This is a genomic window from Agrobacterium sp. NPDC090283, from assembly GCF_044769685.1.
Lineage (GTDB): Bacteria > Pseudomonadota > Alphaproteobacteria > Rhizobiales > Rhizobiaceae > Agrobacterium.
The window spans coordinates 127,605-153,634 of sequence record NZ_JBIVYG010000002.1 but is presented as its reverse complement, the minus strand read 5'-3'; the positions used below and the strand labels follow the sequence as shown (position 1 = coordinate 153,634).

Annotated in this window: 23 protein-coding genes; 14 read left to right on the top strand and 9 right to left on the bottom strand. The window is 60.1% G+C overall.

Features of this window, described 5'->3' with window-relative positions:
* Positions 1–33: 33 nt before the first annotated feature.
* The 4 genes from ACIQUH_RS03710 (at position 34) to ACIQUH_RS03695 (ending at position 5,172) form a co-directional block, all read left to right on the top strand.
* Positions 34–1,149, top strand: a complete 1,116-nt coding sequence (locus tag ACIQUH_RS03710) for a methionine ABC transporter ATP-binding protein (RefSeq protein ID WP_400812677.1) — start codon at positions 34–36, stop codon at positions 1,147–1,149.
* Complete coding sequence (locus ACIQUH_RS03705) at positions 1,139–1,807, top strand: methionine ABC transporter permease (protein WP_121691811.1); 669 nt, start codon at positions 1,139–1,141, stop codon at positions 1,805–1,807. Before ACIQUH_RS03710 ends, ACIQUH_RS03705 begins: the two co-directional genes overlap by 11 nt.
* Before the next feature lie 33 nt (positions 1,808–1,840).
* A complete protein-coding gene (locus ACIQUH_RS03700) occupies positions 1,841–2,620 on the top strand; it encodes a MetQ/NlpA family ABC transporter substrate-binding protein (RefSeq protein WP_003505446.1) in 780 nt (259 codons plus the stop codon).
* A 308-nt stretch (positions 2,621–2,928) separates the two neighbouring features.
* Positions 2,929–5,172 (top strand): putative bifunctional diguanylate cyclase/phosphodiesterase, encoded by a 2,244-nt coding sequence (locus ACIQUH_RS03695; RefSeq protein WP_400812676.1) that lies wholly within the window; start codon positions 2,929–2,931, stop codon positions 5,170–5,172.
* Between the two features lie 154 nt (positions 5,173–5,326).
* On the opposite strand, the gene ACIQUH_RS03690 is transcribed toward ACIQUH_RS03695, so the two are convergent.
* A complete protein-coding gene (locus ACIQUH_RS03690; RefSeq protein WP_400812675.1) occupies positions 5,327–6,271 on the bottom strand; it encodes a rhodanese-related sulfurtransferase in 945 nt (314 codons plus the stop codon).
* Positions 6,272–6,454: 183 nt separating this feature from the next.
* Positions 6,455–7,141: an HAD family hydrolase gene (locus tag ACIQUH_RS03685; protein WP_400812674.1), complete on the bottom strand. Its 687-nt coding sequence runs from the start codon at positions 7,139–7,141 to the stop codon at positions 6,455–6,457.
* Positions 7,142–7,551: 410 nt separating this feature from the next.
* Between ACIQUH_RS03685 and minC the strand changes: the two genes are divergently transcribed.
* Genes minC through minE form a run of 3 tightly spaced genes read left to right on the top strand, consistent with a single transcriptional unit; the run spans position 7,552 to position 9,389 of the window.
* Positions 7,552–8,280, top strand: a complete 729-nt coding sequence (minC, locus tag ACIQUH_RS03680) for a septum site-determining protein MinC (protein ID WP_400812673.1) — start codon at positions 7,552–7,554, stop codon at positions 8,278–8,280.
* A 36-nt stretch (positions 8,281–8,316) separates the two neighbouring features.
* On the top strand, positions 8,317–9,132 hold the full coding sequence (gene minD, locus ACIQUH_RS03675) for a septum site-determining protein MinD (RefSeq protein WP_400812672.1): 816 nt from the start codon (positions 8,317–8,319) through the stop codon (positions 9,130–9,132).
* Positions 9,129–9,389, top strand: a complete 261-nt coding sequence (gene minE, locus ACIQUH_RS03670) for a cell division topological specificity factor MinE (protein WP_003506500.1) — start codon at positions 9,129–9,131, stop codon at positions 9,387–9,389. Before minD ends, minE begins: the two co-directional genes overlap by 4 nt.
* A 41-nt stretch (positions 9,390–9,430) precedes the next feature.
* On the opposite strand, the gene ACIQUH_RS03665 is transcribed toward minE, so the two are convergent.
* From ACIQUH_RS03665 to ACIQUH_RS03655, 3 genes are all read right to left on the bottom strand, one after another.
* On the bottom strand, positions 9,431–10,333 hold the full coding sequence (locus ACIQUH_RS03665; RefSeq protein WP_400812671.1) for an amino acid ABC transporter substrate-binding protein: 903 nt from the start codon (positions 10,331–10,333) through the stop codon (positions 9,431–9,433).
* Positions 10,334–10,403: 70 nt separating this feature from the next.
* Entirely contained in the window at positions 10,404–11,297 is an 894-nt protein-coding gene (locus tag ACIQUH_RS03660) for an amino acid ABC transporter substrate-binding protein (protein WP_400812670.1), read from the bottom strand.
* A gap of 30 nt (positions 11,298–11,327) precedes the next feature.
* Positions 11,328–13,646 carry an EAL domain-containing protein gene (locus ACIQUH_RS03655; RefSeq protein WP_400812669.1) on the bottom strand — a complete coding sequence of 773 codons (2,319 nt, stop codon included), beginning with the start codon at positions 13,644–13,646 and terminating at the stop codon, positions 11,328–11,330.
* Positions 13,647–13,989: 343 nt separating this feature from the next.
* Between ACIQUH_RS03655 and ACIQUH_RS03650 the strand changes: the two genes are divergently transcribed.
* Entirely contained in the window at positions 13,990–15,348 is a 1,359-nt protein-coding gene (locus tag ACIQUH_RS03650) for an amidase (RefSeq protein WP_400812668.1), read from the top strand.
* Positions 15,349–15,524: 176 nt separating this feature from the next.
* On the opposite strand, the gene ACIQUH_RS03645 is transcribed toward ACIQUH_RS03650, so the two are convergent.
* From ACIQUH_RS03645 to ACIQUH_RS03635, 3 genes are read right to left on the bottom strand one after another with little or no spacing between them, the layout of a single operon-like run.
* A complete protein-coding gene (locus tag ACIQUH_RS03645; protein WP_003523774.1) occupies positions 15,525–16,166 on the bottom strand; it encodes a ThuA domain-containing protein in 642 nt (213 codons plus the stop codon).
* Positions 16,167–16,183: 17 nt separating this feature from the next.
* A complete protein-coding gene (locus ACIQUH_RS03640; RefSeq protein WP_400812667.1) occupies positions 16,184–17,284 on the bottom strand; it encodes a Gfo/Idh/MocA family protein in 1,101 nt (366 codons plus the stop codon).
* 54 nt (positions 17,285–17,338) lie between these two features.
* A complete protein-coding gene (locus ACIQUH_RS03635) occupies positions 17,339–18,538 on the bottom strand; it encodes an ROK family transcriptional regulator (protein ID WP_142841798.1) in 1,200 nt (399 codons plus the stop codon).
* A 196-nt stretch (positions 18,539–18,734) separates the two neighbouring features.
* Here ACIQUH_RS03635 and ACIQUH_RS03630 point away from each other — a divergent pair, with 196 nt between their 5' ends.
* From ACIQUH_RS03630 to ACIQUH_RS03605, 6 genes are all read left to right on the top strand, one after another.
* Positions 18,735–20,036: an ABC transporter substrate-binding protein gene (locus ACIQUH_RS03630; RefSeq protein WP_400812666.1), complete on the top strand. Its 1,302-nt coding sequence runs from the start codon at positions 18,735–18,737 to the stop codon at positions 20,034–20,036.
* Between the two features lie 72 nt (positions 20,037–20,108).
* Positions 20,109–21,047 (top strand): carbohydrate ABC transporter permease, encoded by a 939-nt coding sequence (locus ACIQUH_RS03625; protein WP_065117675.1) that lies wholly within the window; start codon positions 20,109–20,111, stop codon positions 21,045–21,047.
* A complete protein-coding gene (locus ACIQUH_RS03620) occupies positions 21,040–21,888 on the top strand; it encodes a carbohydrate ABC transporter permease (protein ID WP_035220775.1) in 849 nt (282 codons plus the stop codon). Before ACIQUH_RS03625 ends, ACIQUH_RS03620 begins: the two co-directional genes overlap by 8 nt.
* Positions 21,889–21,905: 17 nt before the next feature.
* On the top strand, positions 21,906–22,979 hold the full coding sequence (locus ACIQUH_RS03615) for an ABC transporter ATP-binding protein (protein WP_400812665.1): 1,074 nt from the start codon (positions 21,906–21,908) through the stop codon (positions 22,977–22,979).
* A 145-nt stretch (positions 22,980–23,124) separates the two neighbouring features.
* Positions 23,125–24,177, top strand: a complete 1,053-nt coding sequence (locus ACIQUH_RS03610; RefSeq protein WP_400812664.1) for a sugar phosphate isomerase/epimerase family protein — start codon at positions 23,125–23,127, stop codon at positions 24,175–24,177.
* A gap of 76 nt (positions 24,178–24,253) precedes the next feature.
* The gene (locus tag ACIQUH_RS03605) at positions 24,254–25,441 is read left to right on the top strand and encodes a Gfo/Idh/MocA family protein (protein WP_400812663.1); all 1,188 of its coding nucleotides are present in this window, start codon (positions 24,254–24,256) and stop codon (positions 25,439–25,441) included.
* A gap of 259 nt (positions 25,442–25,700) precedes the next feature.
* On the opposite strand, the gene ACIQUH_RS03600 is transcribed toward ACIQUH_RS03605, so the two are convergent.
* Positions 25,701–25,949, bottom strand: coding sequence for a hypothetical protein (locus tag ACIQUH_RS03600; protein ID WP_400812662.1), 249 nt, complete (start codon positions 25,947–25,949; stop codon positions 25,701–25,703).
* Positions 25,950–26,030 lie beyond the last annotated feature (81 nt).

Below are 26,030 nucleotides of genomic sequence, written 5' to 3'. Positions count from 1 at the left end.
GACCCGATCCGTCACGCATTCCCAGAGTTCACAATGAGTTTTCCATCCAGTGCGGCCTCGCCCGCGCGCAAAGAACAGGCGGTCCCTGAAGGGGCGGCAAAGGAGCCGATGGTCACGTTTGAAGGCGTGACCAAGACCTTTGGCGGCGCCGGCGACAAGCCCGGATTCGCAGCCCTTGCCGGTATCGACTACACCGTGCCGAAAGGCTCCATCACCGGCATCATCGGCCGCTCCGGTGCGGGCAAGTCCACGCTCATCCGCCTCGCCAACGGCCTTGAAAAACCCTCGACCGGTCGTGTGGTCGTCGACGGCGTCGATGTCGCGGCGCTCGACGAAAAGAGCCTGCGCACGCTGCGCCGTTCCGTCGGCATGATCTTCCAGCACTTCAACCTTTTGTCCTCGCGCACCGCTTTCGACAATGTGGCCCTGCCGCTCGAAGTATCAGGCATGGGCAAGAAGGAGATCGAGACCCGCGTCGCGCCGCTGCTCGATCTCGTCGGGCTTTCGGACAAGGCGAAGCGTTATCCGGCCGAACTTTCCGGCGGTCAGAAGCAGCGTGTCGGCATTGCCCGCGCACTGGCCACCCAGCCGAAGCTGCTCCTCTCCGACGAGGCGACCTCGGCGCTCGATCCGGAAACGACGCAATCCATTCTCGAACTCCTCAAGCGCATCAATGCCGAACTCGGCCTCACCGTGCTGCTCATCACCCATGAAATGGAAGTGGTGAAGACCATCGCGTCGCAGGTCGCCGTCATCGACAGGGGCCTGATCGTCGAGGAAGGCACCACCTTCGATATCTTCACCGCCCCGAAACACGAGACGACCCGAAGCCTGCTGTCATCCTCTGTTGGTGTGAAGCTGCCGCATTGGGTCACCTCGGGGCTGAAGCCGCAAGCGGCGGAAGGTGACCGGGTTCTGGTGCGCCTCGTGTTCTTCGGCGAGACGGCCTTTCAGCCGCTGACGGCGCGTCTGGTCGCTGAAATCGGCCCTGATGTAAACATTCTCGCCGGCACCATCGAGGAAATTTCCGGCGAGCCCTTCGGCTCGCTCGTTGTCTCCTATCCGGCCTCGGCTGAGGTCACCGCCCGCGCCAGCCGCTTTTATGCGGAAACCGGTCTTCACACGGAGGTGCTCGGTTATGTCGCCTGATATGATCTTCAACCTTCTCTTCAAGGGCCTTTGGCAGACGCTGCACATGGTTGCGGTGGCCGGCATCGTCGGTTCGCTGATCGGTGTGCCCATGGGCGTTTTCCTTGCCACCAGCGGCAAGGGCGAACTGTTTCCAGCACCGATGACCAACCGCATCCTCGGCCTCATCGTGAACGCGGCGCGCTCCACGCCCTTCATCATTCTTGTCGTGGCGATCATTCCCTTCACCCGGCTGGTGGCCGGCACGTCGATCGGCACCAGTGCGGCCATCGTGCCGCTGACGGTTGCGACCGTGCCCTTCATTGCAAGGTTGGTGGAAGCGGCGATCCGCGAGGTGGACAAGGGCCTGATCGAGGCCGCCCGCGCCATGGGCGCGACACCGTTGCAGATCGTCACCAAGGTGCTGCTCGCCGAAGCCAAACCCGGCATCACGCTGGCGCTCACGCTCACGCTGGTCAGCCTCATCGGTTATTCGGCCATGGTCGGTGCGGTCGGCGGCGGCGGGCTGGGCGATCTCGGCATTCGCTATGGTTACCAGCGCTTCATGCCTGACGTGATGCTGGCCGTGGTTCTGGTGCTGATCGTGCTGGTGCAGCTGGTGCAGAGCGCCGGCGACCGGCTGGCGCGCAGCTTCGACAAGCGGACCCGCAAGAATTAACTGCCTTTATAATAACAACCCAAGGAGACACCCATGAAGAAACTCATCCTCGCGGCTTCGCTCGCCGCTCTCTTCACCGCCGGACAGGCGCTGGCGGAAACCATCAAGATCGGCGTCACCCCCGCCGAACACGCGCAGATCATGGAACAGGTGAAGAAGATCGCGGCGGCCAAGGGCCTCGATATCGACATCATCGAATTCTCCGACTATGTCGTGCCGAACCAGGCGCTGGCCGATGGCGAGCTGCAGGCCAACTCCTTCCAGCACCAGCCTTACCTCGACAACCAGATCGCTGACCGCAAGTTCGATCTCGTCAGCGTCGGCACCACCATCACCACCCCGATGGGCGTTTATTCCAAGAAGGTGAAGAGCCTTGACGAGCTGAAGGACGGCGCAACCGTCGGCATTCCGAACGACCCGACCAATGGCGGCCGCGCGCTGCTGGTTCTCGCTTCCAAGGGTGTCCTCAAGGTCAAGGAAGAAGCCGGCCTCAAGGTAACGCCTGCCGACATCACCGAAAACCCGAAGAATATCCAGATCGTCGAACTCGACGCCGCCCAGCTGCCGCGTTCGCTTGACGATACCGACGCTTCGGTCATCAACACCAACTATGCGACGGCTGCTGGCCTGAACCCCAAGAAGGACGCCATCGCCATCGAAAGCGAAAAGTCTCCTTATGCGAACGTCATCGCCGTTCGTGCACAGGACAAGGACAAGCCCTGGGTGAAGACGCTGGTCGAATCCTACCAGAGCCCGGAAGTGAAGGCCTTCATTCTGGAAAAGTACAACGGCACGGTCATCCCGTCCTGGTAAGCCGTTCCGGCCCTAGATCAGGATGATTTTAGGCCGGACCGGCCTGAAATCTGAATACTGATCTAAATCATATGATGAGACCGGGATTTAGGGCGAAAACCGCTTACACTTTTCGCCATCCCGGTCTAAAAAATCACAGCCTCTCCCGTTCGCGGGGGAGGTTTTTTGTTTTCCGGGCCGGTGCAAATCCGCCTTCCATGAAAAAATCCGGTATTTCCGGGAAGAATTTTTCAGTGTCTCTGGCGGACTACCGTTTTATACCCGTATTTTTTTGGGGCGTGGTCGCGACGCGGTTTAACCGCTTCTGAATGTTTCCTTCGGAAGATGATGCTTTCGAAGGGGATTTTATGCGGATTGCGCCGCGAAACATCGGGGATTATTTGCCGGTCGGGCGCAGAACCGCCGTGGGCGTCGTATTGTCCACTTTCGCGCTGGTGCTTCTCATCGTCACCGCGCTGGTTTTGTCCGCCCTCAGCCAGGTCCGGGAAAAGGCGAATCTGCTCGACAATGCCCGTTCGCGCGAGACGACGGCGGGCGCTCTCGTCACCTTTCGCGAACAGCTCGGCGCGACGCTGAATGACTATGCCGCCTGGGATGATGCCGCCGAATATGTCTATGCCCCTGATCGTTTCGATTGGGTGGCAAGCAATTACGGCGACATGACGGTCAATAACGAACTTTTCGACACCGCCGTGGTCATCGACGAGGATGGCAATGTCCGCATGGCCTATCAGAACGGCAAGCCGGTCAAATGGGCGTATGACACCTATTTTTCCGGCGGGTTGATGGAGATGATCGAGCGCGTGCGGGCGATGCGGCCCGGCGTCACCTCGCAGGTCACGGGTTTCGTCAAAACCGCAGACGGCATTGCCGCAGCCGGTGTGGCCCTGGTGCGGTTGAAATCCGGGGTGCTGCCGGCGGTCGGTGCGGAGCGGCGATATCTGGTTTTCGCCCGTCATCTCCAGCGGGCGACGGTGGACAAGCTTGCCCGCAATTACGTCATCGACGGTCTGGAGCTCCACTATGGCGACGGGCCTGCCGCCAATCATGTTGATATCGTCAATCCGCTGGGGGAGGTGCTGGCGCGGCTGGTCTGGCGCTCGCATCTGCCAGGAGATGTCAGCTTTCATGAGGCGCGGCCGGTCGTCTTCACCGCGCTTGGCATTGCCGGCACGTTTTTTCTGGTGCTGCTCATCATCGGTTCGGCCACGCTTGACCGGCTGAAGGCGGATGAGGCGGCAGCGCGGGAGGAGGCATTCCGCGACCGGCTGAGCGGGCTCAGCAACCGCGCCGGGCTCTTCGCCAGGCTGAACCGCATGGTCGACAAAGCCCGTCACGACAAGACGGATATCAAGCTGCTTTATCTCGATCTCGACGGCTTCAAGGAGATCAACGATTCCTACGGCCATGCCGCCGGCGACCGGCTGATCAAGGGCGTGGCGGCGGCGCTCAGGGTGCTGGTGCCTGACGGCGCGGTGCTGGCGCGGCTCGGCGGCGATGAATTTGCAATTGCCGTGCAGGGCAACGATGTCTGGACCGAAGGGCGCAAGCTCTGCCTGGCGCTTCTGGAACTCTTCACCGAACCCTTCAGTATCGGGGAGCGTGTGGCAAGCATCGGCTGCAGCATCGGCACCTCGATCTCGCGGGCCGGCGATATCAACGGCGAAGAACTGCTGCGCCGCGCGGATATGGCCATGTATCAGGCCAAGGAGAATGGACGCGGCCGTTACGTTTCCTATGAGTTGAAGATGGATGCGCTGCGCGAAGAGAAACTGCAGCTCGAGGCGGATCTCCGTTCCGCCATCCTGAACGACGAGATACAGGTGGTCTATCAACCGGTCGTCAGCGCCGCCACGCGCTGCATCACCGGGGTGGAGGCGCTGGCCCGCTGGCAGAGGCCGGGCTATGGCTTCGTGCCGCCGGACATCTTCATCGCCGCCGCCGAAACCAGCGGCCTTATCGACCGGCTCGGCCTTCTCGTCCTGCACAAGGCCTGCGAGACGGCGCGGCAATGGCCGTCCATCAAGCTGTCGGTGAATATCTCGCCCGTGCAATTCCGCAACCCGGCTTTCTCGGGCCATGTGGCGGATATTCTCGAGGCGACGCAGACGCCGCCCGAAAGGCTGCGGCTGGAGATGACGGAAGGTTATTTCATCCAGCATCCGGAGCGTGCGAGTGCCGCCATCGACAAGCTGAAGCAGCTCGGGCTGCATATCGCGCTCGACGATTTCGGCGCCGGCTTCGCGAGCGTCGGATATCTGCGCCGCTTCGGTTTCGACCGCATGAAAATCGATCGCTCGCTGATCATGGCGCTCGACAAGGGCGGCCGGTCGCTGGAAATGCTGCAGGCCACCGTGGCGCTGGCGAAATCGCTCGATATTCCGGTCACGGCCGAGGGTGTCGAGACGGAAGAGCAGGCCGCCATCCTGCATCTGTGCGGCTGCGATGAATTGCAGGGTTACCTGTTCTCGAAACCGGTTGCGGCGGAAGAGATTGCTGGCATGCTGGACGGACAGGACGCACCGCTCTTTGCGCTTCGGGCAGGGGCGTGAGTGATTTGAACTCCGTCACCCCGGACTAGATCCGGGGTCCAGCGCGATCAAGTCCTTGATCGCGAAAGACTCCTCTCACGGCGCGGACGCGCCGTGGCTGGATGCCGGATCTAGTCCGGCATGACGGAGAGGAAAATGGGCTGCCGACCCGGGCTTACCGCCCCAGATGCCGTTCGCCGCGCTTCTTTGCCAGGTCGATCTGCTGCTGCCGGTCGCGGAAACGCTGGCGGTCCTCTTCGCTGCGGTCGTCATAGCAGCTCGGGCAGGACACGCCTTCCTCGAATTTGAGTGACAGGCGCACTTCCGGCGTGATCGGGTTGCGGCAGGCGTGGCAGAGCTGGTGGTCGCCTTCGGCAAGGCCGTGCACCACCGAGACGCGCTCGTCGAACACGAAGCAGGCGCCTTCCCAAAGGCTTTCTTCTTCCGGCACCTCTTCCAGATATTTCAGGATACCGCCCTTGAGGTGATAGACCTCGTCGAAACCCTGTTCCTTCATGAAGGCGGTGGCCTTTTCGCAGCGAATGCCGCCGGTGCAATACATGGCGATCTTCGGTTTGTTGTGCAGGCCGGGATTATTCTTCACCCAGTCGGGAAATTCGCGGAAGGTTTTCGTCTTCGGATCGACCGCACCCTTGAAGACGCCGATGGCGGTCTCGTAATCATTGCGGGTATCGATGACGATGGTATCCGGGTCGGAGATCAGCGCGTTCCAGTCCCGCGGGTCGACATAGGTGCCGACGATGCGGTTCGGATCGATATCCGGCACCCCCATGGTGACGATCTCTTTCTTGAGCTTCACCTTCAGCCGCACAAAAGGCATGTGCGAGGCGCGGCTTTCCTTGTGCTCCAATGCCGCAAATTCCGGCTGGGCGCGCAGGAAGGAGAGCACCGCATGAATGCCCGCATCCGGCCCGGCAATGGTGCCGTTGATGCCTTCGGCGGCAAGCAGCAGCGTGCCTTTGACGCCGTTTTTCTGGCAGAGATCGAACAGCGGCTCACGCAGGCTCTCGAACCGCGGCAGGCGGGCGAAATGATAAAGCGCGGCCACAAGGAAATCACCAGAGACTTCCGGGCGGGGGAGAATGGTCGTGTCGGTCATGGGCGCTGAAATACAGCGACGGCGGCCGCAAAGCAATATTTATCAGCGGATCGCGGTATTTTGAAAATCGTCAAGTCGGGTGATTCTTGTGGCCTTCCTGCCCATTTCGCCGGGCAGGCAGACGCGACTGGCCGATTGCCGGGAGGTAGAATGACGCGCAGGCACTTGAGTGCCGGCCACTCTTCAGCCTCTGTTGTTTGTGAGCTTCAGGCCGCCATTCTCGCCAGTCATCACCTCCAGCTCACCATAACCACCGATGGAAAGATGCGGCGTTTCGATAGGGTGGGAATGGGTCACGTTGATGACCACTACGGCGGCCCCCATGCGTTCTCCGGCCTGGATGCCTGCGGGCGCATCCTCGAAGACGACGCAGCTTTCCGGCGCAACGCCGAGCCTTTCGGCAGCCTTCCTGTAACCTTCGGGATCTGGCTTGCCGTTGACCACATCGTCTGCACAGATCATCACGGGTGGGGGTGTGATGCCGGCCGCGGCAAGCCGGCGCTCAGCCAGTTCGCGGACTGCCGAGGTAACGATGCCCCACTTTCCCGCCGGCAAAGATGCAAGAAAGGCTGCTGCGCCCGGGATCTGAATGATGCCGTCCACATCATCCATCTCGGCTTGCAATATCATCTCCGCCTCTTCATCGACATCAAGGCCGGGAACCGCTTCGCGGCGGATGACCTCCGAGGCCCGCATGCCGTGAATGCGCTGCAGGAAGGCATTCGGCTCGATGCCGTTTGCCACGGCCCATTCCCGCCAGACGCGCTCGACGACGGCGATCGAATTGACCAGCGTTCCATCCATATCGAACAGGAAGCCCGCAAACTCTTGCGAAAATATCTGGGTCTGCGGCGGGACTTTGCTGTGCATCTCATTCTTCCGTTGGAACTGTCGTTACGACCCGTATCTACAGTATCGCGAGACATAACGGAATCGCTTTTCCATCGGTGGAGCCCGATGTCCGGCTCACGCTCGCTCGGTACTCTTGTGCCAGAATCGGACGTATCGCGATCCCGGTGAGTCGGGTTCGCGGGGAAGGGGGGCGGTAGAGGCACGCGACTTCGAAGCGACGTCAGCCCGCTGCAAGGATGAGCTGTCATCATGGGCATTCACAAAGGGCGGAATATCGAAAAATCAAATGGTAGCGGAGTTTTTTGAAAGTTCTGCGCGAAGATTGCCGCAAGGCTAATTTTCTTAACAGGTTCCGCCCTTTAGGGTCGGCGTTAACCATTTGTTAACCATATTCGAGGTACCTAATTGTCAACGATTTGTTTACCAAGATGACCAAAGTGCTAACAGACCAGCGTTCGATCCGTATCAAAGGCCGCTCTTTTCTCGCGGTCGTCCTGTCCCCCGAATCTCCGGTCGACCAATGGCTGGAAAGGCTCGATGATCTCGCCGCCCGTTCGGCGGGCTTCTTTCTGTCGCGTCCGGTGGTTCTGGATGTATCCGAGCTGTCGCTCGACAAGGCGGGCCTGAAGGAATTGCTGGCTGCGCTGACCGAGCGCAACGTCGGCATCATGGGCATTGAGGGCGTTCGCCCTTCGATGATCGAGCCGGGCATGCCGCCATCGCTGAAGGGCGGAAAGCCCGCTTCCGATGTCGAGGTGGAGCCGGTCGCCATCGCCGCCGAATTGCCGGAAGAAAAGCCGCGCGCTTCGGGCGAAATCCGCGCCGTTGTGCCCTCGCTGGTCATCAACGAGCCGGTGCGCTCGGGTCAGTCGATCATGTTCCCGGAGGGTGATGTCACCGTTATCGGTTCGGTCGCCTCGGGTGCGGAAATCATCGCCGGCGGATCGGTGCATATTTACGGTGCGCTGCGCGGGCGGGCCATGGCCGGTTCGCTCGGCAATGTCTCGGCACGCATCTTCTGCCGCAAGCTGGAGGCCGAGCTTCTGGCGATCGATGGCGTCTATAAGGTCGCCGAGGACATTGACGACAAGCTGCGCGGCCAGCCCGTTCAGCTCTGGCTGGAAAACGATACAATCAAGGCCGCAAAGCTCGGCTGATAACAGAGAAACAACACAGGAACAGGAGAGAGCCATATGGGGAAGGTAGTCGTTGTAACTTCCGGCAAGGGCGGGGTCGGCAAGACCACCTCGACCGCAGCGCTTGGCGCCGCATTGGCGCAGAACAAAGAGAAGGTCGTGGTCGTCGATTTCGATGTCGGCCTGCGCAATCTCGATCTCGTCATGGGCGCTGAACGCCGCGTGGTTTACGATCTCGTCAACGTCATCCAGGGCGATGCCAAGCTGACGCAGGCGCTGATCCGCGACAAACGCCTCGAGACGCTGTTCCTGCTGCCGGCCTCGCAGACGCGCGACAAGGACAATCTGACGCCGGAAGGCGTCGAATGGGTCATCAACGAGTTGAAGAAACACTTCGACTGGGTGATCTGCGACAGCCCGGCTGGTATCGAACGCGGCGCGACGCTGGCCATGCGCCATGCGGATGTGGCCGTCGTCGTCACCAACCCGGAAGTCTCCTCGGTGCGCGACAGCGACCGCATCATTGGCCTGCTCGATTCCAAGACGCTGAAGGCCGAACGTGGCGAGCGAATGGAGAAGCACCTGCTTCTGACACGTTACGATGCTTCCCGCGCCGAGCGTGGCGACATGCTGAAGGTCGATGATGTTCTGGAAATCCTTTCCATTCCGCTGCTCGGCATCATTCCTGAAAGCACGGATGTGCTGCGCGCGTCCAACGTCGGCGCACCTGTGACGCTGGCGGATGCCCGTTGCCCGCCTGCCATGGCCTATTTCGACGCTGCCCGCCGCCTCTCCGGCGAGGATATTCCGGTGGTCATTCCGGGAGAGAAGCGGGGTATCTTCTCCAAAATTTTCGCAAGGAGGGCTGCATGAGCATTTTCAGCCTGTTCCGCAAACAGAAGTCGGCACCGCTTGCGCGCGAACGCCTGCAGGTGCTGCTCGCCCACGAAAGGGCATCCTCCGGCTCCGATCTCGTCGCTATCCTCCGGGAAGAAATTCTCGGCGTCATCGCCAAACATGTTCAGATCGACAGCGATCGGGTGCATGTGAAGATGGATCGCGACGAACATGTCTCCATCCTGGAGATCGATGTCGAGATTCCTCTGGGTGCCGATCTGCGCGCCGCGTAAGATATTTCTTGAAAGACGCCGCCCGCCACCGGGCGGCGTTTTTATTGTGCCGTCGTATCGACGGGCTTTCGAAACGCCTCGGCCAGATCGCCGGGCAGCGGGCGTTTCAGGTTGATGCCGTTCGGCGGGATCGGCGCGTTGAACCATTTATCGTAGATGCTCTCGATTTCGCCGCTCGCATAGATTTGGCCGAGCGCCTCGTTGACCGCGTCCCGGAAGCCGGTATCGCCGTGCCGGAGCATCAGGCCATAGGGCTGTGGCGGGGCAAGATATTCGTTCGAAATGACGTAATCTTCCGGCCGGCCGGTTTCGGCGACGAAGGATCGCAGAAGAATATCGTCCATGACGAAGGCCGAGGCGCGGTTTTCCGTCACCATGTCGAAACTGCCCTCGGTGCTGTCATTTTGCAGAACGGCGACGTTCAGCCCCAATTTGCGATTGAGCACGTTCAGCTGGCTGATGTTGATGGTCCCGGTCGTCACAACCACCGTTCGTCCGGCAAGATCGGCGACGGTGTTCAGGCCGCTCGATTTCAGCGCCACATAACGCGTGCCGGTGATGAAGTGGCTGTAGGAGAACCAGACGGCCTTGCGTCTCTCCTCCGTATTCGTGCTCGCCACGCATTCCATGTCCATCGTGCCGTCATTGAGAAGCATGATGCGGTTGCTGGGCGTGCGCTTGACGAACTCGACCTTCAGTTCCGGCAGGTCCAGCTTTCTTTTAATAGAATCCGCCACTCTCAGGCAGAGCTCGATGCTGTAGCCGATCGGTTCCGGCCCGGTGCCGAGATAAGAAAAGGGAATATTGCGGTCGGCATAACCGAGCTTGATCGTGCCGGTTCTCGCAATGGTTTCAAGCGTCGGCGGTTGGGCATTGTCGCTGGCCGCGTGAGCGGGCAGAAGGCTCAGAAAAAAGAACAAAAGCCATAATGTCGATCTCTGCATCGCGCATCTCCAGCCAAAATAATCCGTCAAAACATTTTCATGAAAATAGATACGGGTTGATGCCTTGCTCTCAGTCCTGGTATTCGCTCGGATGTTCGTATGCCTGTTTCAGAGAGGCGGCCATTGGCAGGTTCAGGTTCATGCCGTTTGGGGGAATGGGCTTGGTGAACCACTTTTCATAAAGGCCGTGAATGGCTGGCCCGGTGAAAATATCCCGAAGGCTTTCATTGACCGCTGCCTTGAAACCCGGGTCGTTGCGTCGGAAAACCAGGCCATAGGGTTCGGGGGCGCTCAGGGTCTCCTCGGAAAGCGCATAGAGGTCTGGATGCTCTGACGTTGCCGCGAGCGCCGCGAGCAATATGCCATCCATGACGAAGGCGGAGGCCTTGCCGGAAACCACGAGTTCGAAGGCCTCCTCATTGGTTTTCGTCGGCATCACCGAGATATTGAGGTTCTTCGCCCGGTTCACGGCGTTGAGCTGCTCGATATTGACGGTGCCGGAGGCGGATGTAACGGACCGCCCGGCGAGATCGGCGAGACTTTTCAGATTGTCCTGCTTGCGGGAGAGGAACTGCGTCGCGGTCATGAAGTTGGGATAGGAGAAATCCACGATCTTGCGGCGTTCGCTATTATTGGTCGTGGCCGCGCATTCAATATCGATCTGGCCGCCACGAACGAGGATGAAGCGGGTGGCGGGCGTGGCCTTGACATATTCAAGCTCGATCAGGTCGAGCTTCAGCTTCCTGCGAATATCTTCGCTGATCGCGCGACAAAGATCGGTCGAGAAACCGGTGACCTCACCATTTGGCAACTGATAGGAAAAGGGCGGTTCGGCCTCGCGATAGCCGATGCGGATTTTTGCGGTTCTGGCAATCTGCTGAAGTGTGTCGCCTTCGTCGGCGGCCTGCAGCGCGGTAACAGGGGCAAAGCATGTGAGGAAAAGGCAAAATACTGAAAGGCGCATTTTATGTCCTTTTGGCCGGCGGCTGGTTTCTCAAATCGCTTTTTGTGGTGGATGATAGGTGTCTCGTGCCGACCGGCCGATATCGCTGAATTCATCCTTCGCAATTGGAGCGATGACGGCGCGGTTCTTGAGAATTCGGGCAAGCGGCGCGGGTTCGGCAAAATAATAGCCCTGCGCCTCGTCGCAGCCGGAAAGCTTGAGCGCTTCGACCTGCTCCCCGTTTTCAACGCCCTCGGCGGTGACCTTCAGGCCAATCTGTTCAGCCATGTCGATGACGGTGTTGACGATGGCCGAACACATGGGATTGGACGGCAGGCCGGAGACGAATTCCCGATCGATCTTGATCTTGTCGAAGGCGACATGGGCGAGCGTGCTGAGCCCGGCGTAACCGGTGCCGAAATCATCAAGAGCGAGGCGAACGCCCCTTTCCTTCAGCAGTTTCAGCGCCCGGGCGCTGCTGTCGCGCTCCAGCATCACCGTTTCCGTCACTTCCAGTTCGAGCCGTTCCGCCGGGAAGCCGGATTTCTCAAGCGCCCGGTCGACAATCGGGAGGATGTCATCACTACAGAGCTGAACGGCAGACAGGTTGACGGCAAGCCTGATGTCCTTCGGCCAGGTCATTGCATCCATGCAGGCCTGTGCCAGAACCCACTCGCCCAAAGGCTTGATGAAGTTGTTTTCTTCGGCAAGCGCTATGAAGCGGTCCGGAGCGATGAGGCCAAGCTTGCTGTGCCGCCAGCGGGCCAGCGCTTCATAAGCGACGATGCGACCGCTCTGCAGATTGACGACCGGCTGGTAGTGCAGTTCGAATTCCTGGTTTTCGAGCGCGGATTTCATGTCTATTTCCAGCGCGTGCTTGTGCTGCGCCGCCATGTCCATGCCCGGCTCATAGAAGACGAAATAGCCGCAGCCCATTGATTTCGCCCGGTAAAGGCCGAGATCTGCATGTTGCAGAAGCTGCGTTGCGGATGTGCCGTGACCCGGTGCGCAGGCGATCCCGATGCTGGTATCGATGCTGATGTCGCTGCCTTCGAGGCTGAAACTGCGCGAGACGGCATGCACCACCCGCGCGGCCAGCATCGCCGCATCGCTCTCGAAGTCACCGTTTGTCGATTGTATGATCGCGAACTCGTCGCCGCCGAGACGGCTCACCATGTCGTTTTCACCAAGCACGGCGGAAATCCGTGACGCCACCGCCACCAGCAGGGCATCGCCAGCCGCGTGACCCAGCGTGTCGTTGACGGCCTTGAAGCGGTCGAGATCGAGCAGCATGACATTGAACGGTTCGCCCGACGCGGAAAGGTGTTCCAGCCGGTTTTCCAGCGTCTTCATCAGCAGCACGCGGTTTGGAAGTCCGGTCAGCGCATCGTGATGGGCCATATGTTCGAGCTGCTGCGCCATATCGCGTATCTGCCGCAGGCGTCCGCGTTCCAGAACCGCCTCGCGCAACGTTTCGATCGCGGTGGCCATATCGCCGATCTCGTCCCGCCGCTCCTGAAACGGCGTTGCGACGTCGGTTTCCTCGCGGGCGATCCGAAGCGTCGCCTGCACCAGCGCCGGGACCGGTTTCAGGAAATGCCGGGCAATGACGGTCACAAGCACGCCGGTAACGGTCAAGACCACGATCAGCGCGGCGAGCGAATTATAGATGAGCTTGCGCTGCGCGCCATAAAGCGCGTCCGAGCCGCCAATGCTGACGGCGACTGCGCCGATGGGTTTTTTCGTGTCGGTGCTGATGATCGGCAGCAGGCCGATATAATGGCTGGATTCGCCGATGGTCGCAAAACCGGTGGAAAAACGCGCGGCGACCGCATCCCGGGAAAAGATGGGATCGGTGGCGAGCGGCTTTTCATCGTCATCGGTGGCATTGTCGAAAGCCGCCGCGATCTGCCGGAAGCCGGAATCGGCCTCGTCATAACGGAAAAGCCAGACGGCATTTTTGGTCTGCGCGCCGATAAGTGCGAGAACGTCGCTGGGGTTGAAGCCGGTGACGAGAATGGATTCGTCGTCGCCGATGGGTTTGTCGGTCATTATGCCGTTGACCTGCCCGTCGGCATCGGCGGTGACGCTGACATAGGTATAGATGCTGCGAAGGGTGGCGCTGGCGATCTGCGAATTGACGCGGGCCTGATTGAGCCATTGTTCGCTCGCGGCGGCGACGAACATATACCAGCCGACAAGCGCGCCAATGCTGTAGGAAAAGATCACGCCGCCGAGGAATATCAGGGTTATCTTGCTGGCAAGCGAACGCCGTCGCGAAAACCGGCCTGTTTCCGGCTGCGTTGGTGAGCGAAGCGTGTGGCCCGGTTCAACCTGTCTATCTGTCCCGCGATAGGCAGTCTCTTCCATTCGCGATAGTCCCCCGCGATGTCGCGTTATAATTGTTTTATGGAATTTTATAGGGCATGCATTTCAATGCTGTCTGCTAAATAATTCAACAAAGTTTAGATGCGATTAAGAATTAATCCGTCTTTTTATAGTCGTCGCTTATATAAGAGATGGCGTTCCTGCACCTCAGGTTGAAAAAATCGGAGGTTAGAGGTGAACCGTCAAGGATAAACTCAAAAATTCTGCGATCTCCGACACGCTTCCTGATCCGGCATACCGGTCATCGATAGCGCGGCGATTGGCCTTGCCAACTGCCCGATAAACGGCATGTTGTGCGCAACATGCCGTTTTCAGGGAAGATATCATGGCTCATAAAGGCAAAAATATCGCGCAGCTTTCCGTTCTCCTCCAGAGCGGCCATCTCGATCCGCGTGCCCTGGCGGAAGAGACGCTGGATGCGGTCGGCGGAGGGGGCGATCAGGCCATTTTTATCGAGTTGACGGCAGCGCGGGCCATGTCGGAGGCGGAAGCCGCGGCAAAACGCATTGGTGAGGGCCGTTCCTGTGGTGTGCTCGATGGCATTCCGGTGGCCTGGAAAGACCTTTTTGATCTTGAGGGCATGGCAACCACCGCCGGATCGTCGGTGCTTGCGGATGATACGCCTGCATCTTGCGACGCGGATGTGGTGACGGCGCTGAAACAGGCGGGCATGATCTGCATCGGCCGCACCAATATGAGCGAATTCGCCTTTTCCGGTCTCGGCATCAATCCGCATTACGGCACGCCCCGCAATCCTGCTTCTACGGATGGTCCCCGTCTGCCTGGCGGCTCTTCGTCCGGCGCGGGCGTCACTGTCGCTGCCGGTCTGGTGCCGGTGGCGATCGGCACCGATACCGGCGGATCGGTGCGTATTCCCGCCGCCTTCAACGGCGTGGTGGGTTACAAGGCAAGCCGCGGCCGCTATTCGATGCGCGGCGTTTATCCCCTGGCAAAAAGCCTCGATTCGCTCGGGCCGCTTACCCGCACGGTACAGGACGCCGTCTGGGTGGATGCCGCCATGCGCGGCAAGGCTGCTGCCGATCTCGCGCGCGCGCCTCTTTCCGGCCTGTCTCTGGTGGTGCCGGAGACGGTGTTTTTCGATGGCATCGAGGATGGTGTTGCAGCCGCTTTCGAGCAGGCGGTGGGACGTCTCGTCCGCGCCGGCGCCTCGGTGCGGCGGCAGGCGTTCCCGGTTTTTTCGGAACTGTTCGACCTTATCAGGGGAAAGGGTGCGCTGGTGACGTCGGAAGCCTTCGCTTTGCACAAGACCCGGCTGGAAGGTGCGGATGCCGCCCGCATGGATCCGCGCGTGGTGGCCAGAGCAAGGCTCGGCGCGAATATTTCCATGCCTGACTATATCGCCATCCTCGAAGCGCGCGAACGCATGACGGCGGCGTTTTCCGGCATGGTTGGCAGGCAAGAGCTGCTGGTATCGCCGACATTGCCGCATGTGGCGGCCAAGGTCGCACCGCTTCTCGATGATGACGATGCCTTTTTCGCCATGAATGCGAAGACCCTGCGCAATACCCAGATCGGCAATTTTTTCGATCTCTGCGGCGTGTCGATCCCCTGCGGAACGGGCGAGGCAGGAATGCCGGTCGGTCTGCTGCTTTCCGGCCTGCATGGGACGGATGATCACCTGCTGGGTGTGGCGATGGCGGCGGAAGAGATTGTTCGGGGCTAAAAGAGGGCTTTGGCTCACCCTGCTAGTTTGTGAACCTCTCCTCCGTCATCCTCGGGCTTGTCCCGAGGATCTGCCGCCGGTCGATTTTGCGATAGATGACTGGGTCCTCGGGTCAAGCCCGAGGATGACGTCGAGTGGGTGGCAGGCCTTCGGTAAGGGTCGCCGCTCCGAAAACCTTACCGAGCCGCCCAGTTGGCACCGCGGCGGAACATGGTTTTCATTTGCGGCACGGAGAACTCCTTGGCCTGATGGCCGAGCGCCGAATAGAAAACCCGGCCCTTGCCGTATTTGCGTTTCCACACCACCGGCATCACCACGCCGTCGATCCACCAGGCATGGTCGCCGGTGAATTTCGTCGTTGCCAGCACCTCGTTGGATGGGTCGACATGCATGTAATATTGCTCCGACGTATAGGGAAAATCGGAAATCCCCTCCATCAGCGGGTCATCGGGGCGGGTGATGTTGACGTGATAGTCGATGATGTTGCCGGGATGGGCGACCCACTGGCCGCCGATCATGAACTGGTATTCCACACATTCGCGGAAACTGTCGCCCGCGCCGCCATGGAAACCGGCGATGCCGACGCCGTTTTCGACGGCGGCCGTGAGGTTCTTGATCTCTTCCTTCTCGATCTTCGACATGGTGACGATGGGCACGACGAGGCTCAGATCATGCACCGAAGGATCGGCGAAGGCCTCGGTTGAGTGCTCCACATAGACCTTGAAACCGTCCTCCTCCAGCATATCTTTGACGATGGTGGCGCATTCCTGCGGCTCATGGCCGCTCCAGCCGCCCCAGACGATGAGTGCTTCGCGCATTTATTTTCTCCTCCGGATTATTTGCCGAGCTGGCCGTCGACCAGCGATGTTTCAAGCGGAGCAGGGCGCTCTGCCTTGGTGGTGATGGAAACGGTCGTGCCGCTGTCGGATGCCGTCTGGAAGGCTTCCATGACCTCCAGCACATGCAGGGCCAGATCGCCATTGGCGCGGTGCGGGCGGTTCTCGCGAATGGCATGGGCCATGTCGGCGACGCCGATCGAGCGGTAATTGCCGTCGGCATAGGGTGACGACAGCGCCTGCGGCTCGAACTGGCCGCCCTTTTTCAGCAATTGTACCTCACCGCCGAAATAGTTGGGATCTGGCACGATCAGCGTGCCTTCCGTGCCGTAAAGTTCCAGCGGCACATGTTTGTGGCCTGCCACATCGAAGCTCATGCCCACCTGCACCACGGCGCCATTCTGGAACGCCAGCACGCCGGACACATGGGTGGCGACGTGGACGGGAATTTTTTCGCCGTTCTTCGGTTCGCTGGTGATGAGGCGTTCGTTGCGCGGCGCAATGGCAAAACTCGCCACCTTTGCCACGGGGCCAAACAGGTTGACGAGATCGGTGATGTAATAGGGTCCCATATCCAGCATCGGCCCGCCGCCAACCTCGTAATAAAAGGCCGGATTGGGGTGCCAGCGCTCATGGCCGGGGCACATGAAGGTGGCTGTGCCGCCAACCGGTTGACCGAGTACGCCTTCGTCGATCAGCCGGCGTGCGGTCTGGTGCCCGCCGCCGAGGAAGGTATCCGGGGCCGAGCCGATGCGCAGGCCCTTTGCCTTTGCCGCATCCGCAAGCCGTTTGCCCTCGGCGAAATTGATGCCGAGCGGTTTTTCGGAATAGGCGTGCTTGCCGGCGTCGAGTGCGCGCAGGCCCACCTCCACATGCGCCTTGGGGACCGTCAGATTGACGATGATCTCCACGGAAGGATCGGAGAGAAGCGCGTCAATGCTTTTTGCCTGCAGGCCGAATTCATCGGCACGGGCTTTCGCGACCTCCTCGTTCATATCCGCAAGACCGCGAATGTCGAGAATGGGAAACGATGCCATGGCCTTGAGATAGGCGCTGGAGATGGTGCCGCAGCCGATGATGCCGATACCGACCCTGTTCATATGATTTCCTCCCGTAAATCAGAAATGTCTGAGCCCGCCGCTCTGCCCTGATGGCTAAAGCGCCGGCCCCGTCGTGTTCCATGGCGATTCATAAAGCTCGTAGAGTGCTACGGCTGCAGCCCCCTGCGCCCACAACTCATCGCTCGCAACGTCGAAAACCAGTTCCGCGACGCCGGCCAGCGAAGGCGGCACAGCGGCGTTGTAGCTGTCGCGGATGCTGGTGATGAAGGGTTCGCCCAGTTCTAGGCTGGAGCCGGTGATGATGACGCGCGGCGGTGCAAACAGCGTGACGATATTGGCAAGTGTCAGGCCCAGCGCCGCGCCGGCGCGCAGGGCTGCCGCAATGAGATCGTGATCTTCAGCCGCAATCAGCGCGTGGGCATGCTGCATGCCGCGACCGAGCCGGATTGCCTCGGCAAATCGCCCGTCCACCGGGCGCGAGCCTAAAATAGCGTTTTCGCCGGCCTGGCTCGCCAGCCGCACCGTGCCTTCATTGGCAAGGCCGATGACGAGGTCGCCGAGATTGTGGCTGAGGCCGCCGGCACCGCGAAACAGCTGGTTCTGGTGCAAAACGCCAAGCCCGAGCGTCTGTTCGAGCGAAATCAGCACCATGTCTTCCAGATCGCGCGCATGGCCGAACCAGTGGTGGGCAAGGGTAATCGCATGGGCGTCGCTTTCGATGATGGTCGGCGAGCTCAGCCGCGCCGTCATTTCCTCGGCGAAATTGACGTTCACTTCGCGCAAAATCGGGCTGCTGCGGATTTTCCCGGTGCGATGCTCGATGACGCCGGGAAGGCCGAGACAGACCATATCGACATCTTCCAGCGACAGGCCGGCATCGACCACGCAGCGGCGAACACCGTCCTCCACCAGATCGGCGATGACGCCAATCGGCTGGCGGTCGACACGGATCGGCAGGGCGAGGGTGGAAAGCACATTACCGCAGAAATCGGTGACAACGAAAACCATGCGGCTTGCGGCGATCTTGGCGCCCACCACGCGGGCGGCATCCGGGTTCAGCTCCAGCATCACCCGCGGCCTGCCGCGTGCGCCTTCGGTGCGGATATCACCGAGATGACGGGTCAATATAAGCCCGTCATCAAGCAGCGAGGCGGTAATCGCCGAAACGGTGGTGGTGGAAAGCTGCGTTCTTTCGCTGATTTCCACCCGCGAGATCGGCCCGTGGCGGCGGATGCTGTCCAGCACGCTTAGCCTGTTGATCGCGCGCATCAATTCTGGGTCTGCGGTCTTCATGGTGTCCTGCTGCGATCACTGCCGGTTCGAGAACCGATTTATGTCGGGTTGCGGATTAAATAACGATCTAGGGGAGGGGTGTGTCAAGCGGTGCGCGCAAAAAAACGGCATAGCGCCTTGACATTGTGCGAGGGCTAATGTGAATTAATCCGCATTGGGGAATAAATGAGGAAATCCCCGAGGGAGGATCACCATCATGACGATTCGGCACGCAGGCGCAAGCCTGAGCGGCAGGCTGACAGGCTTTGCCACAACGACAAGCATTGCTCTCATGCTCGGCACCGCCAGCGCCTCGGCCGCGACGGTGGTTAAATGGATGCATGTGGAACTGGACCCGAAAGCCGTGGCCGTCTGGGAGGAGATTGCCAAGGATTTCGAGACCAAGCACCCCGATGTGGATGTGCAGCTGCAATTCCTGGAAAACGAAGCCTTCAAGGCGAAGTTGCCGACTTTGCTGCAATCCAATGACGTTCCGGATTTTTTCTATAGCTGGGGCGGCGGCGTTCTTGAGGAACAGTCCAAAACCGGTGCGCTGAAGGATCTGACCGAGGTTTTCGACGCCGATGGCGGCAAGCTGCGGCAGGCCTATAATGCTTCCGCAATCGACGGCCTGTCTTTCGATGGCAAGGTCTGGGCCGTACCTTACAAGGTCAGCCTCGTCAGCTTCTTTTATAACAAGGAGCTGTTTGCCAAGGCCGGCGTGAAGGCGGAAGACATCAAGAGCTGGGACGATCTTGGCGCGACGGTCAAAAAGATCAAGGAAGCCGGCATCGTGCCGATTGCCGGTGGCGGCGGTGAAAAATGGCCGATCCATTTCTACTGGAGCTACCTCGTCATGCGCAATGGCGGGCAGGCCGTGTTCGATGCCGCCCGCAAGGGCGAAGGCGAAGGTTTCATGGATCCAGCCATCATCAAGGCCGGCGAGCAGCTTGCCGAATTCGGCAAGCTGGAACCCTTCCAGCCCGGTTATCTAGGCTCCACCTGGCCGCAGGCGCTCGGCGTCTTCGGTGACGGCAAGGCGGCGATGATCCTCGGTTTTGACAATACCGAAGCCAACCAGCGCAAGAATGCCGGTGATGGCAAAGGGCTTGCCGCCGACAATATCGGCCGCTTCGCATTCCCTGCTGTCGAAGGCGGCGCCGGTAAGGCCACCGATACGCTGGGCGGCCTGAACGGCTGGGCAGTCACGAAAAACGCGTCCAAGGAAGCGATCGATTTCGCGACATTCCTGACCAGCAAGGAAAGTGAAGAGAAGATGGCGGCCGCTGGCATGATCCTGCCCGTTGCGACGGGTGCGGATGGTGCGGTCAAGAACCCGCTGTTGGCGGATTCCGCCAAGCAGCTTGCCGGCTCCACCTGGCACCAGAACTTCTTTGACCAGACGCTAGGTGCTGCCGTTGGCCGCGTCGTCAATGATGTCTCCGTCGAGATCGTCTCCGGCCAGATGAGCGCGGAAGAGGGTGCCAAGCAAATTCAGGACGCTTTCGAGCTTCGCTGATTGTCACCTGCATTGCGGCCGCCGCGCAAAAACGCGGCGCCGCGATATCTGCATAAAAGAAAGCGGATAGAGATGACGGATATTTCCATGACTTCTGCGTCCATACCGGCGCGCGGCGCGGCAAAGGCAAAGCGCAAGCAAAGTTCGGTTGCGCATGACCGGGCGCTGACCCTTCTGGTGTTTCTGCCGCCGGCACTGTTGCTCTTTACCCTGTTCGTCATCCTGCCCATGGGCGAGGCGGCGTGGTACAGCCTTTATCGCTGGAACGGCTATGGCACGCCGACGGATTTCGTCGGCTTAAGGAATTTTCAGGTCCTGTTCGGCAATGCCGCATTCTCGCAGGCCCTGCTCAATAACGGCCTCATCATCCTGATTTCCATCCTGATCCAGATCCCACTGGCCATCTGGCTCGCCACGATGCTGGCGCACCGCATTCCGGGCGTCGTCGCCTTCCGGCTGGTGTTCTTTCTGCCCTATGTGCTGGCGGATGTGGCCGCGGGTCTGATCTGGCGTTTCGTTTATGACGGCGATTATGGCCTGTTTGCCGCCATTTCCAATTTCTTCGGCTTCGCCAACCCTTACGTGCTGGCCGACAAGGATGTGGCAATCTATGCCGTGCTCGGCGTCATCGTCTGGAAATATTTCGGTTTCCACATGATGCTGTTCATCGCCGGCCTTCAGTCCGTCGACAAGAACGTGCTGGAAGCCGCCGAAATCGATGGCGCTTCCGGCTGGCAGAAGTTCCGTTATGTCACCTTGCCGATGCTCGGCTCCACCGTTCGTCTTTCCGTCTTCTTCGCGGTTATCGGCTCATTGCAGCTGTTCGACATGATCATGCCGCTCACCGGTGGCGGTCCGTCCAACTCCACGCAGACCATGGTCACGTTCCTCTACACTTACGGCGTCATGCGCATGCAGGTGGGGCTTGGCAGTGCGGTCGGCGTCGTTCTTTTCGTCATCTGCGTGACGCTCGCCTTCGGTTATAAAAGGATTTTCATGCGCCATGACTGACACATCCACCTCCGTCCGCATGCCGCTGCAAACCAAGCTTTATCTCTATATATCGCTGAGCCTGATCGCGGCCATCGTGCTCATCCCGCTGCTCACCACCGCACTTGGCGGCTTCAAGACGCTGGGAGACCTGCGCGTCAACCCGTTCGGCATTCCGGCGGAATGGCAATGGGCCAATTACGGCGATATTCTCTTCGGCAAACGTTACTGGCTGCAGATTTTCAATTCGCTGGTCATCGCGCTGTTGACGGTGTTCCTGACGCTCACCGTTTCGGCCATGGCGGCCTTCACCTTCGCGCATGTGAAGTTCTTCGGCTCGTCCTTCCTGCTCAATTATTTCCTGCTGGGGCTGATGTTCCCGGCGGCCACCGCCATCCTGCCGCTGTTCATCCGCATCCGCGATCTCGGCCTGCTCGATACCTATTGGGGTGTGGTGCTGCCGCAGGTGGCCTTCGGGCTTGGCATGAGCATTCTCCTGTTCCGCAACTATTTCCGCAATCTGCCCGAGGAACTGTTTCAGGCCGCCTTCGTGGATGGCTGCGGGTATCTGCGCTTCTTCTGGCACATTTCCCTGCCGCTTTCGCGACCCATCGTCGCCACCGTCGGCATCGTTTCCTTCGTTGGCAGCTGGAACAGCTATATCCTGCCGCTGATCATGCTGAATTCGGAATCGAAATATCCCTGGCCGCTCGGCATCATGGTTTATCGTGGCGAATTCGGCACCGAGTGGCAGCTGGTGCTCGCCTTCATCACGCTGACGATCCTGCCGACCGTCATCGTCTTCTTCCTCGCACAAAAACACATCATCGCGGGCCTGACGGCCGGTGCCGTCAAATCGTGACCTGAAAGGAGCAAAACATGGCTTCCGTCGAACTTAAGGATATCGCCAAGTCCTATGCCTCGCTCGATGTCATCCACGGCATCTCGCTTGATATAGCGGATGGTGAATTCATCGCGCTGGTCGGCCCTTCCGGTTGCGGCAAGTCCACACTTTTGCGCATGATCGCCGGGCTGGAGGAAATTACCGATGGGGATATCCTCATCGGCGACAGGGTGGTCAACGGCATGACGCCGCGCGAGCGCAACATCGCCATGGTTTTCCAGTCCTATGCGCTTTATCCGCATATGACGGTGGCCGAAAATATGGGCTTCAACCTGAAGCTCGCCGGCCAGCCGAAAAACGTCATCGAGGAACGTGTGGCGGAAGCCGCCCGCATGCTCGATCTCGGCAAGCTTCTGGATCGTAAGCCCTCGCAGCTCTCCGGTGGCCAGCGCCAGCGTGTCGCCATGGGCCGCGCCGTGGTGCGTAACCCGGCGGTCTTCCTGTTCGATGAACCGCTCTCCAATCTGGACGCCAAGTTGCGCGTGCAGATGCGCAGTGAAATCAAGGCGCTGCATCAGAAAGTTGGCACGACGTCGATCTATGTCACCCATGACCAGATCGAGGCCATGACGCTGGCGGACCGGGTAGTGGTGCTTAATCACGGCCGCATCGAACAGCAGGGCACACCGCTGGAACTTTACAAGACGCCCGCTAATCTCTTCGTCGCCGCCTTCATCGGCTCCCCGGCCATGAACCTCATCGAAGGTGTGGTCGATGGCGAGGGTGATCAGCCCGCCGCCCGGCTGAAGGACGGCACCGCGATCCGCATTGCCGCGACACGCAAGGTCAAGCGCGGCCAGCCCGTGACGATCGGGCTTCGCCCCGAACATATCGGCTCGACCATTGGCGGTGATATCTCGCTTTCCGGCCGCACCGTGCTGGTGGAACCGACCGGTGCGCAGACCCACGTGGTCTTTGAACTGGCGGGTGATCAGGTGACGGCCGTGGTGGATGGCGAGCAGCCGGTGAAGGTCAACGCACCCTTTGCCGCCACCGTGCATCATGAGCGCGTGCATGTGTTCGACAGGGCCAGCGGGCTGGCGCTTTAAACCTATTTCGCTTTTTTAGTGAAATAGCGAAATTCTCTCGCCTCTCCGCTTTTGGGGCTTGTCTGAAAATTACGAGCGGTTAGCTTGGCGCTGGGAGTCAAAGCGGTTTTACCGCTCAACTGTATCGATACAGGGAGGTTATTTTATGAGAACGATCAAGGGACCGGGTCTTTTTCTCGGCCAGTTTGCCGGTGATGCTGCCCCCTTCAACAGCTGGGATGGCATTACCAAATGGGCGGCGGAAAAGGGCTATGCCGGCGTGCAGGTGCCGACATGGGCCGGGCAATTGATCGATCTCAAAAAAGCGGCGGAATCGAAGGATTATTGCGATGAGTTCGCCGGCGTGGCGCACCAGAACGGTGTGGAAGTAACCGAGCTTTCCACCCATTTGCAGGGCCAGCTGGTTGCCGTTCACCCCGCTTATGACGAGGCCTTCGATGGCTTTGCCGCGCCTGAAGTGCGCGGCAACCCGAAGGCCCGGCAACAATGGGCCGTCGAGCAGGTGAAGCTTGCGCTGAAAGCCTCGAAAAATCTCGGCATCAAGGCACATGCGACCTTCTCCGGTGCGCTTGCCTGGCCGTTCGTTTATCCGTGGCCGCAGCGTCCGGCCGGGCTGGTGGAAGCCGCCTTTGACGAGCTGGCAAAACGCTGGACGCCGATCCTTGATTATGCCGATGAGCAGGGGGTGGATGTCTGCTACGAAATTCATCCCGGCGAAGACCTGCATGATGGCGTGACGTTCGAGATGTTCCTGGAACGCGTGAAGAACCACAGCCGCGCCAACATGCTCTACGACCCCTCGCATTACGTGCTGCAATGCCTCGATTATCTCGACAATATCGACATCTACAAGGACCGCATCAAGATGTTCCACGTCAAGGATGCGGAGTTCAACCCGACCGGCAGGCAGGGCGTTTACGGCGGCTATCAGGGCTGGGTGAACCGTGCCGGCCGTTTCCGCTCGCTGGGCGACGGGCAGGTTGATTTCGGTGCCGTCTTCTCGAAAATGGCGGCCAATGATTTCGACGGCTGGGCCGTGGTCGAGTGGGAATGCGCGCTCAAACACCCTGAAGACGGTGCCCGCGAAGGGGCGGAATTCGTCAAGGCGCATATCATCCGCGTCACGGAAAAGGCCTTTGACGATTTCGCATCTGCTGGCACCGACGATGCGGCCAACCGCCGTATGCTTGGGCTTTGAGGAATTGCAACAAAGCGCGCCGCAATTTTGCGGCGCCCTTTGCGTGAAAGATGAATGAACTGATGAGGGAGAGATCATGACAATCGAAGGCAAGGCAAACGAAACCGCGGCAAAGCGTATCCGGCTCGGCATGGTGGGTGGCGGTTCCGGTGCATTCATTGGCGGCGTTCACCGCATGGCTGCGCGGCTCGACAACCGCTTCGATCTCGTGGCGGGTGCCCTGTCCTCCACGCCGGAAAAGTCCCTCGCTTCCGGCCGCGAACTGGGGCTCGATGCCGAGCGCTGCTACGGCTCCTTCGAGGAAATGGCCGAGAAGGAAGCCCTTCGTTCAGACGGTATCGAGGCGGTGGCGATCGTCACGCCCAACCATGTGCATTATCCCGCTGCAAAGGCCTTTCTGGAGCGTGGCATCCATGTCATCTGCGACAAACCGCTGACCTCCAATCTGGAGGACGCGAAGAAGCTGAAGGACGTGGCCGACAAGGCCGATGCGCTGTTCATCCTGACGCATAATTACACCGGTTATCCGATGGTGCGGCATGCGCGCGAGCTGGTGGAAGCCGGCGAACTCGGTACGATCCGTCTGGTGCAGATGGAATATCCGCAGGACTGGCTGACGGAAGCGGTGGAACAGACCGGCGCGAAACAGGCGGTCTGGCGCACCGATCCGGCTCAATCCGGCGTTGGCGGTTCCACCGGCGATATCGGCACCCATGCCTATAATCTCGGCTGCTTCATTTCCGGTCTGGAGGCCGACGAGCTGGCGGCGGATGTGCACACCTTCGTTGAAGGCCGCCGTCTGGATGACAATGCCCATGTGATGTTGCGCTTCAAGCCGAAGGACGGCAAGCAGGCGGCAAAGGGCCTGCTCTGGTGCAGCCAGGTTGCGGTGGGCCACGAAAACGGGCTGAAGGTGCGTGTTTTCGGCGATAAGGCTGGCCTTGAGTGGACACAGGCCGATCCCAACTATCTGTGGTTCACGAAGCTTGGCCAGCCCAAGCAGTTGATCACCCGCGGCGGCGCCGGGGCAGGGGCTGCGGCAGCACGCGTCACCCGCATTCCGTCCGGCCACCCGGAAGGTTATCTCGAAGCCTTCGCCACCATCTATACCGAGGCCGCACATGCCATCGAGGCGCGCCGTACCGGCTCGGCGCTTGACAAGGCGGTGATTTACCCGACCGTGGACGACGGCGTAAAAGGTGTCGCCTTCGTCACGGCCTGCATCGAATCCGGCAAGAAGAATGGCGGCTGGGTGAAGCTGTAAGGGGTCTTTCTTCTCCCCGCCGGGAAGAAGGTGGCCCGAAGGGTCGGATGAGGGGGGCAACGTTAGCGATAGACCGCACCCTTGTCCCCTCATCCCGCTGCCGCGACCTTCTCCCCCTTGGGGGAAGACGCAAGCGGCATCCGCTCGCCTCTTTTGTCATCGCTCAGTTCTGCTTGGGATGGATTGCAGTCGGAAGCTGGCGGCTGCGGCATAAGCCTCCGCGCTTCGGAGCCCGGTCTGCCGCCGCCTGACGGCGACATCAATTCACGCGTGTCGACTGCGGCTGTGTCCGCTCTGTCACCGGACAACCATCCCCGATCTTGGTCCATGACGAAACATTGAGTTTCATCTCGCAGCGCGCGAGGTAAGAAACGCCGTCGACCCTCAGACAGGATGTCTGACCGAGTTCGAACATGGTGCCGCGATTTCGGCATTTGCAATTATGGGCATCCGCCAAGACGGGGCTAAGGGCCACTATCAGGCCGGGTACGAGCACTCCAAGACGCATGGCTGAGGCTCCCAAGGATATGCCGCTAATTTATACCTGTCCGGCGGCATAGTCAAAAACGGCCTCTGCCTGATGATACGC

Coding starts and splice junctions, on each gene's coding strand:
- minD (WP_400812672.1), top strand. CDS start 8,317: ATGGGGAAGGTAGTCGTTGTAACTTCCGGCAAGGGCGGGGTCGGCAAG.
- ACIQUH_RS03605 (WP_400812663.1), top strand. CDS start 24,254: ATGACAATCGAAGGCAAGGCAAACGAAACCGCGGCAAAGCGTATCCGG.
- minE (WP_003506500.1), top strand. CDS start 9,129: ATGAGCATTTTCAGCCTGTTCCGCAAACAGAAGTCGGCACCGCTTGCG.
- ACIQUH_RS03645 (WP_003523774.1), bottom strand. CDS start 16,166: ATGCGCGAAGCACTCATCGTCTGGGGCGGCTGGAGCGGCCATGAGCCG.
- ACIQUH_RS03705 (WP_121691811.1), top strand. CDS start 1,139: ATGTCGCCTGATATGATCTTCAACCTTCTCTTCAAGGGCCTTTGGCAG.
- minC (WP_400812673.1), top strand. CDS start 7,552: ATGACCAAAGTGCTAACAGACCAGCGTTCGATCCGTATCAAAGGCCGC.
- ACIQUH_RS03640 (WP_400812667.1), bottom strand. CDS start 17,284: ATGAACAGGGTCGGTATCGGCATCATCGGCTGCGGCACCATCTCCAGC.
- ACIQUH_RS03625 (WP_065117675.1), top strand. CDS start 20,109: ATGACGGATATTTCCATGACTTCTGCGTCCATACCGGCGCGCGGCGCG.
- ACIQUH_RS03695 (WP_400812676.1), top strand. CDS start 2,929: ATGTTTCCTTCGGAAGATGATGCTTTCGAAGGGGATTTTATGCGGATT.
- ACIQUH_RS03610 (WP_400812664.1), top strand. CDS start 23,125: ATGAGAACGATCAAGGGACCGGGTCTTTTTCTCGGCCAGTTTGCCGGT.
- ACIQUH_RS03665 (WP_400812671.1), bottom strand. CDS start 10,333: ATGCAGAGATCGACATTATGGCTTTTGTTCTTTTTTCTGAGCCTTCTG.
- ACIQUH_RS03690 (WP_400812675.1), bottom strand. CDS start 6,271: ATGACCGACACGACCATTCTCCCCCGCCCGGAAGTCTCTGGTGATTTC.
- ACIQUH_RS03620 (WP_035220775.1), top strand. CDS start 21,040: ATGACTGACACATCCACCTCCGTCCGCATGCCGCTGCAAACCAAGCTT.
- ACIQUH_RS03650 (WP_400812668.1), top strand. CDS start 13,990: ATGGCTCATAAAGGCAAAAATATCGCGCAGCTTTCCGTTCTCCTCCAG.
- ACIQUH_RS03600 (WP_400812662.1), bottom strand. CDS start 25,949: ATGCGTCTTGGAGTGCTCGTACCCGGCCTGATAGTGGCCCTTAGCCCC.
- ACIQUH_RS03685 (WP_400812674.1), bottom strand. CDS start 7,141: ATGCACAGCAAAGTCCCGCCGCAGACCCAGATATTTTCGCAAGAGTTT.
- ACIQUH_RS03655 (WP_400812669.1), bottom strand. CDS start 13,646: ATGGAAGAGACTGCCTATCGCGGGACAGATAGACAGGTTGAACCGGGC.
- ACIQUH_RS03630 (WP_400812666.1), top strand. CDS start 18,735: ATGACGATTCGGCACGCAGGCGCAAGCCTGAGCGGCAGGCTGACAGGC.
- ACIQUH_RS03660 (WP_400812670.1), bottom strand. CDS start 11,297: ATGCGCCTTTCAGTATTTTGCCTTTTCCTCACATGCTTTGCCCCTGTT.
- ACIQUH_RS03635 (WP_142841798.1), bottom strand. CDS start 18,538: ATGAAGACCGCAGACCCAGAATTGATGCGCGCGATCAACAGGCTAAGC.
- ACIQUH_RS03700 (WP_003505446.1), top strand. CDS start 1,841: ATGAAGAAACTCATCCTCGCGGCTTCGCTCGCCGCTCTCTTCACCGCC.
- ACIQUH_RS03710 (WP_400812677.1), top strand. CDS start 34: ATGAGTTTTCCATCCAGTGCGGCCTCGCCCGCGCGCAAAGAACAGGCG.
- ACIQUH_RS03615 (WP_400812665.1), top strand. CDS start 21,906: ATGGCTTCCGTCGAACTTAAGGATATCGCCAAGTCCTATGCCTCGCTC.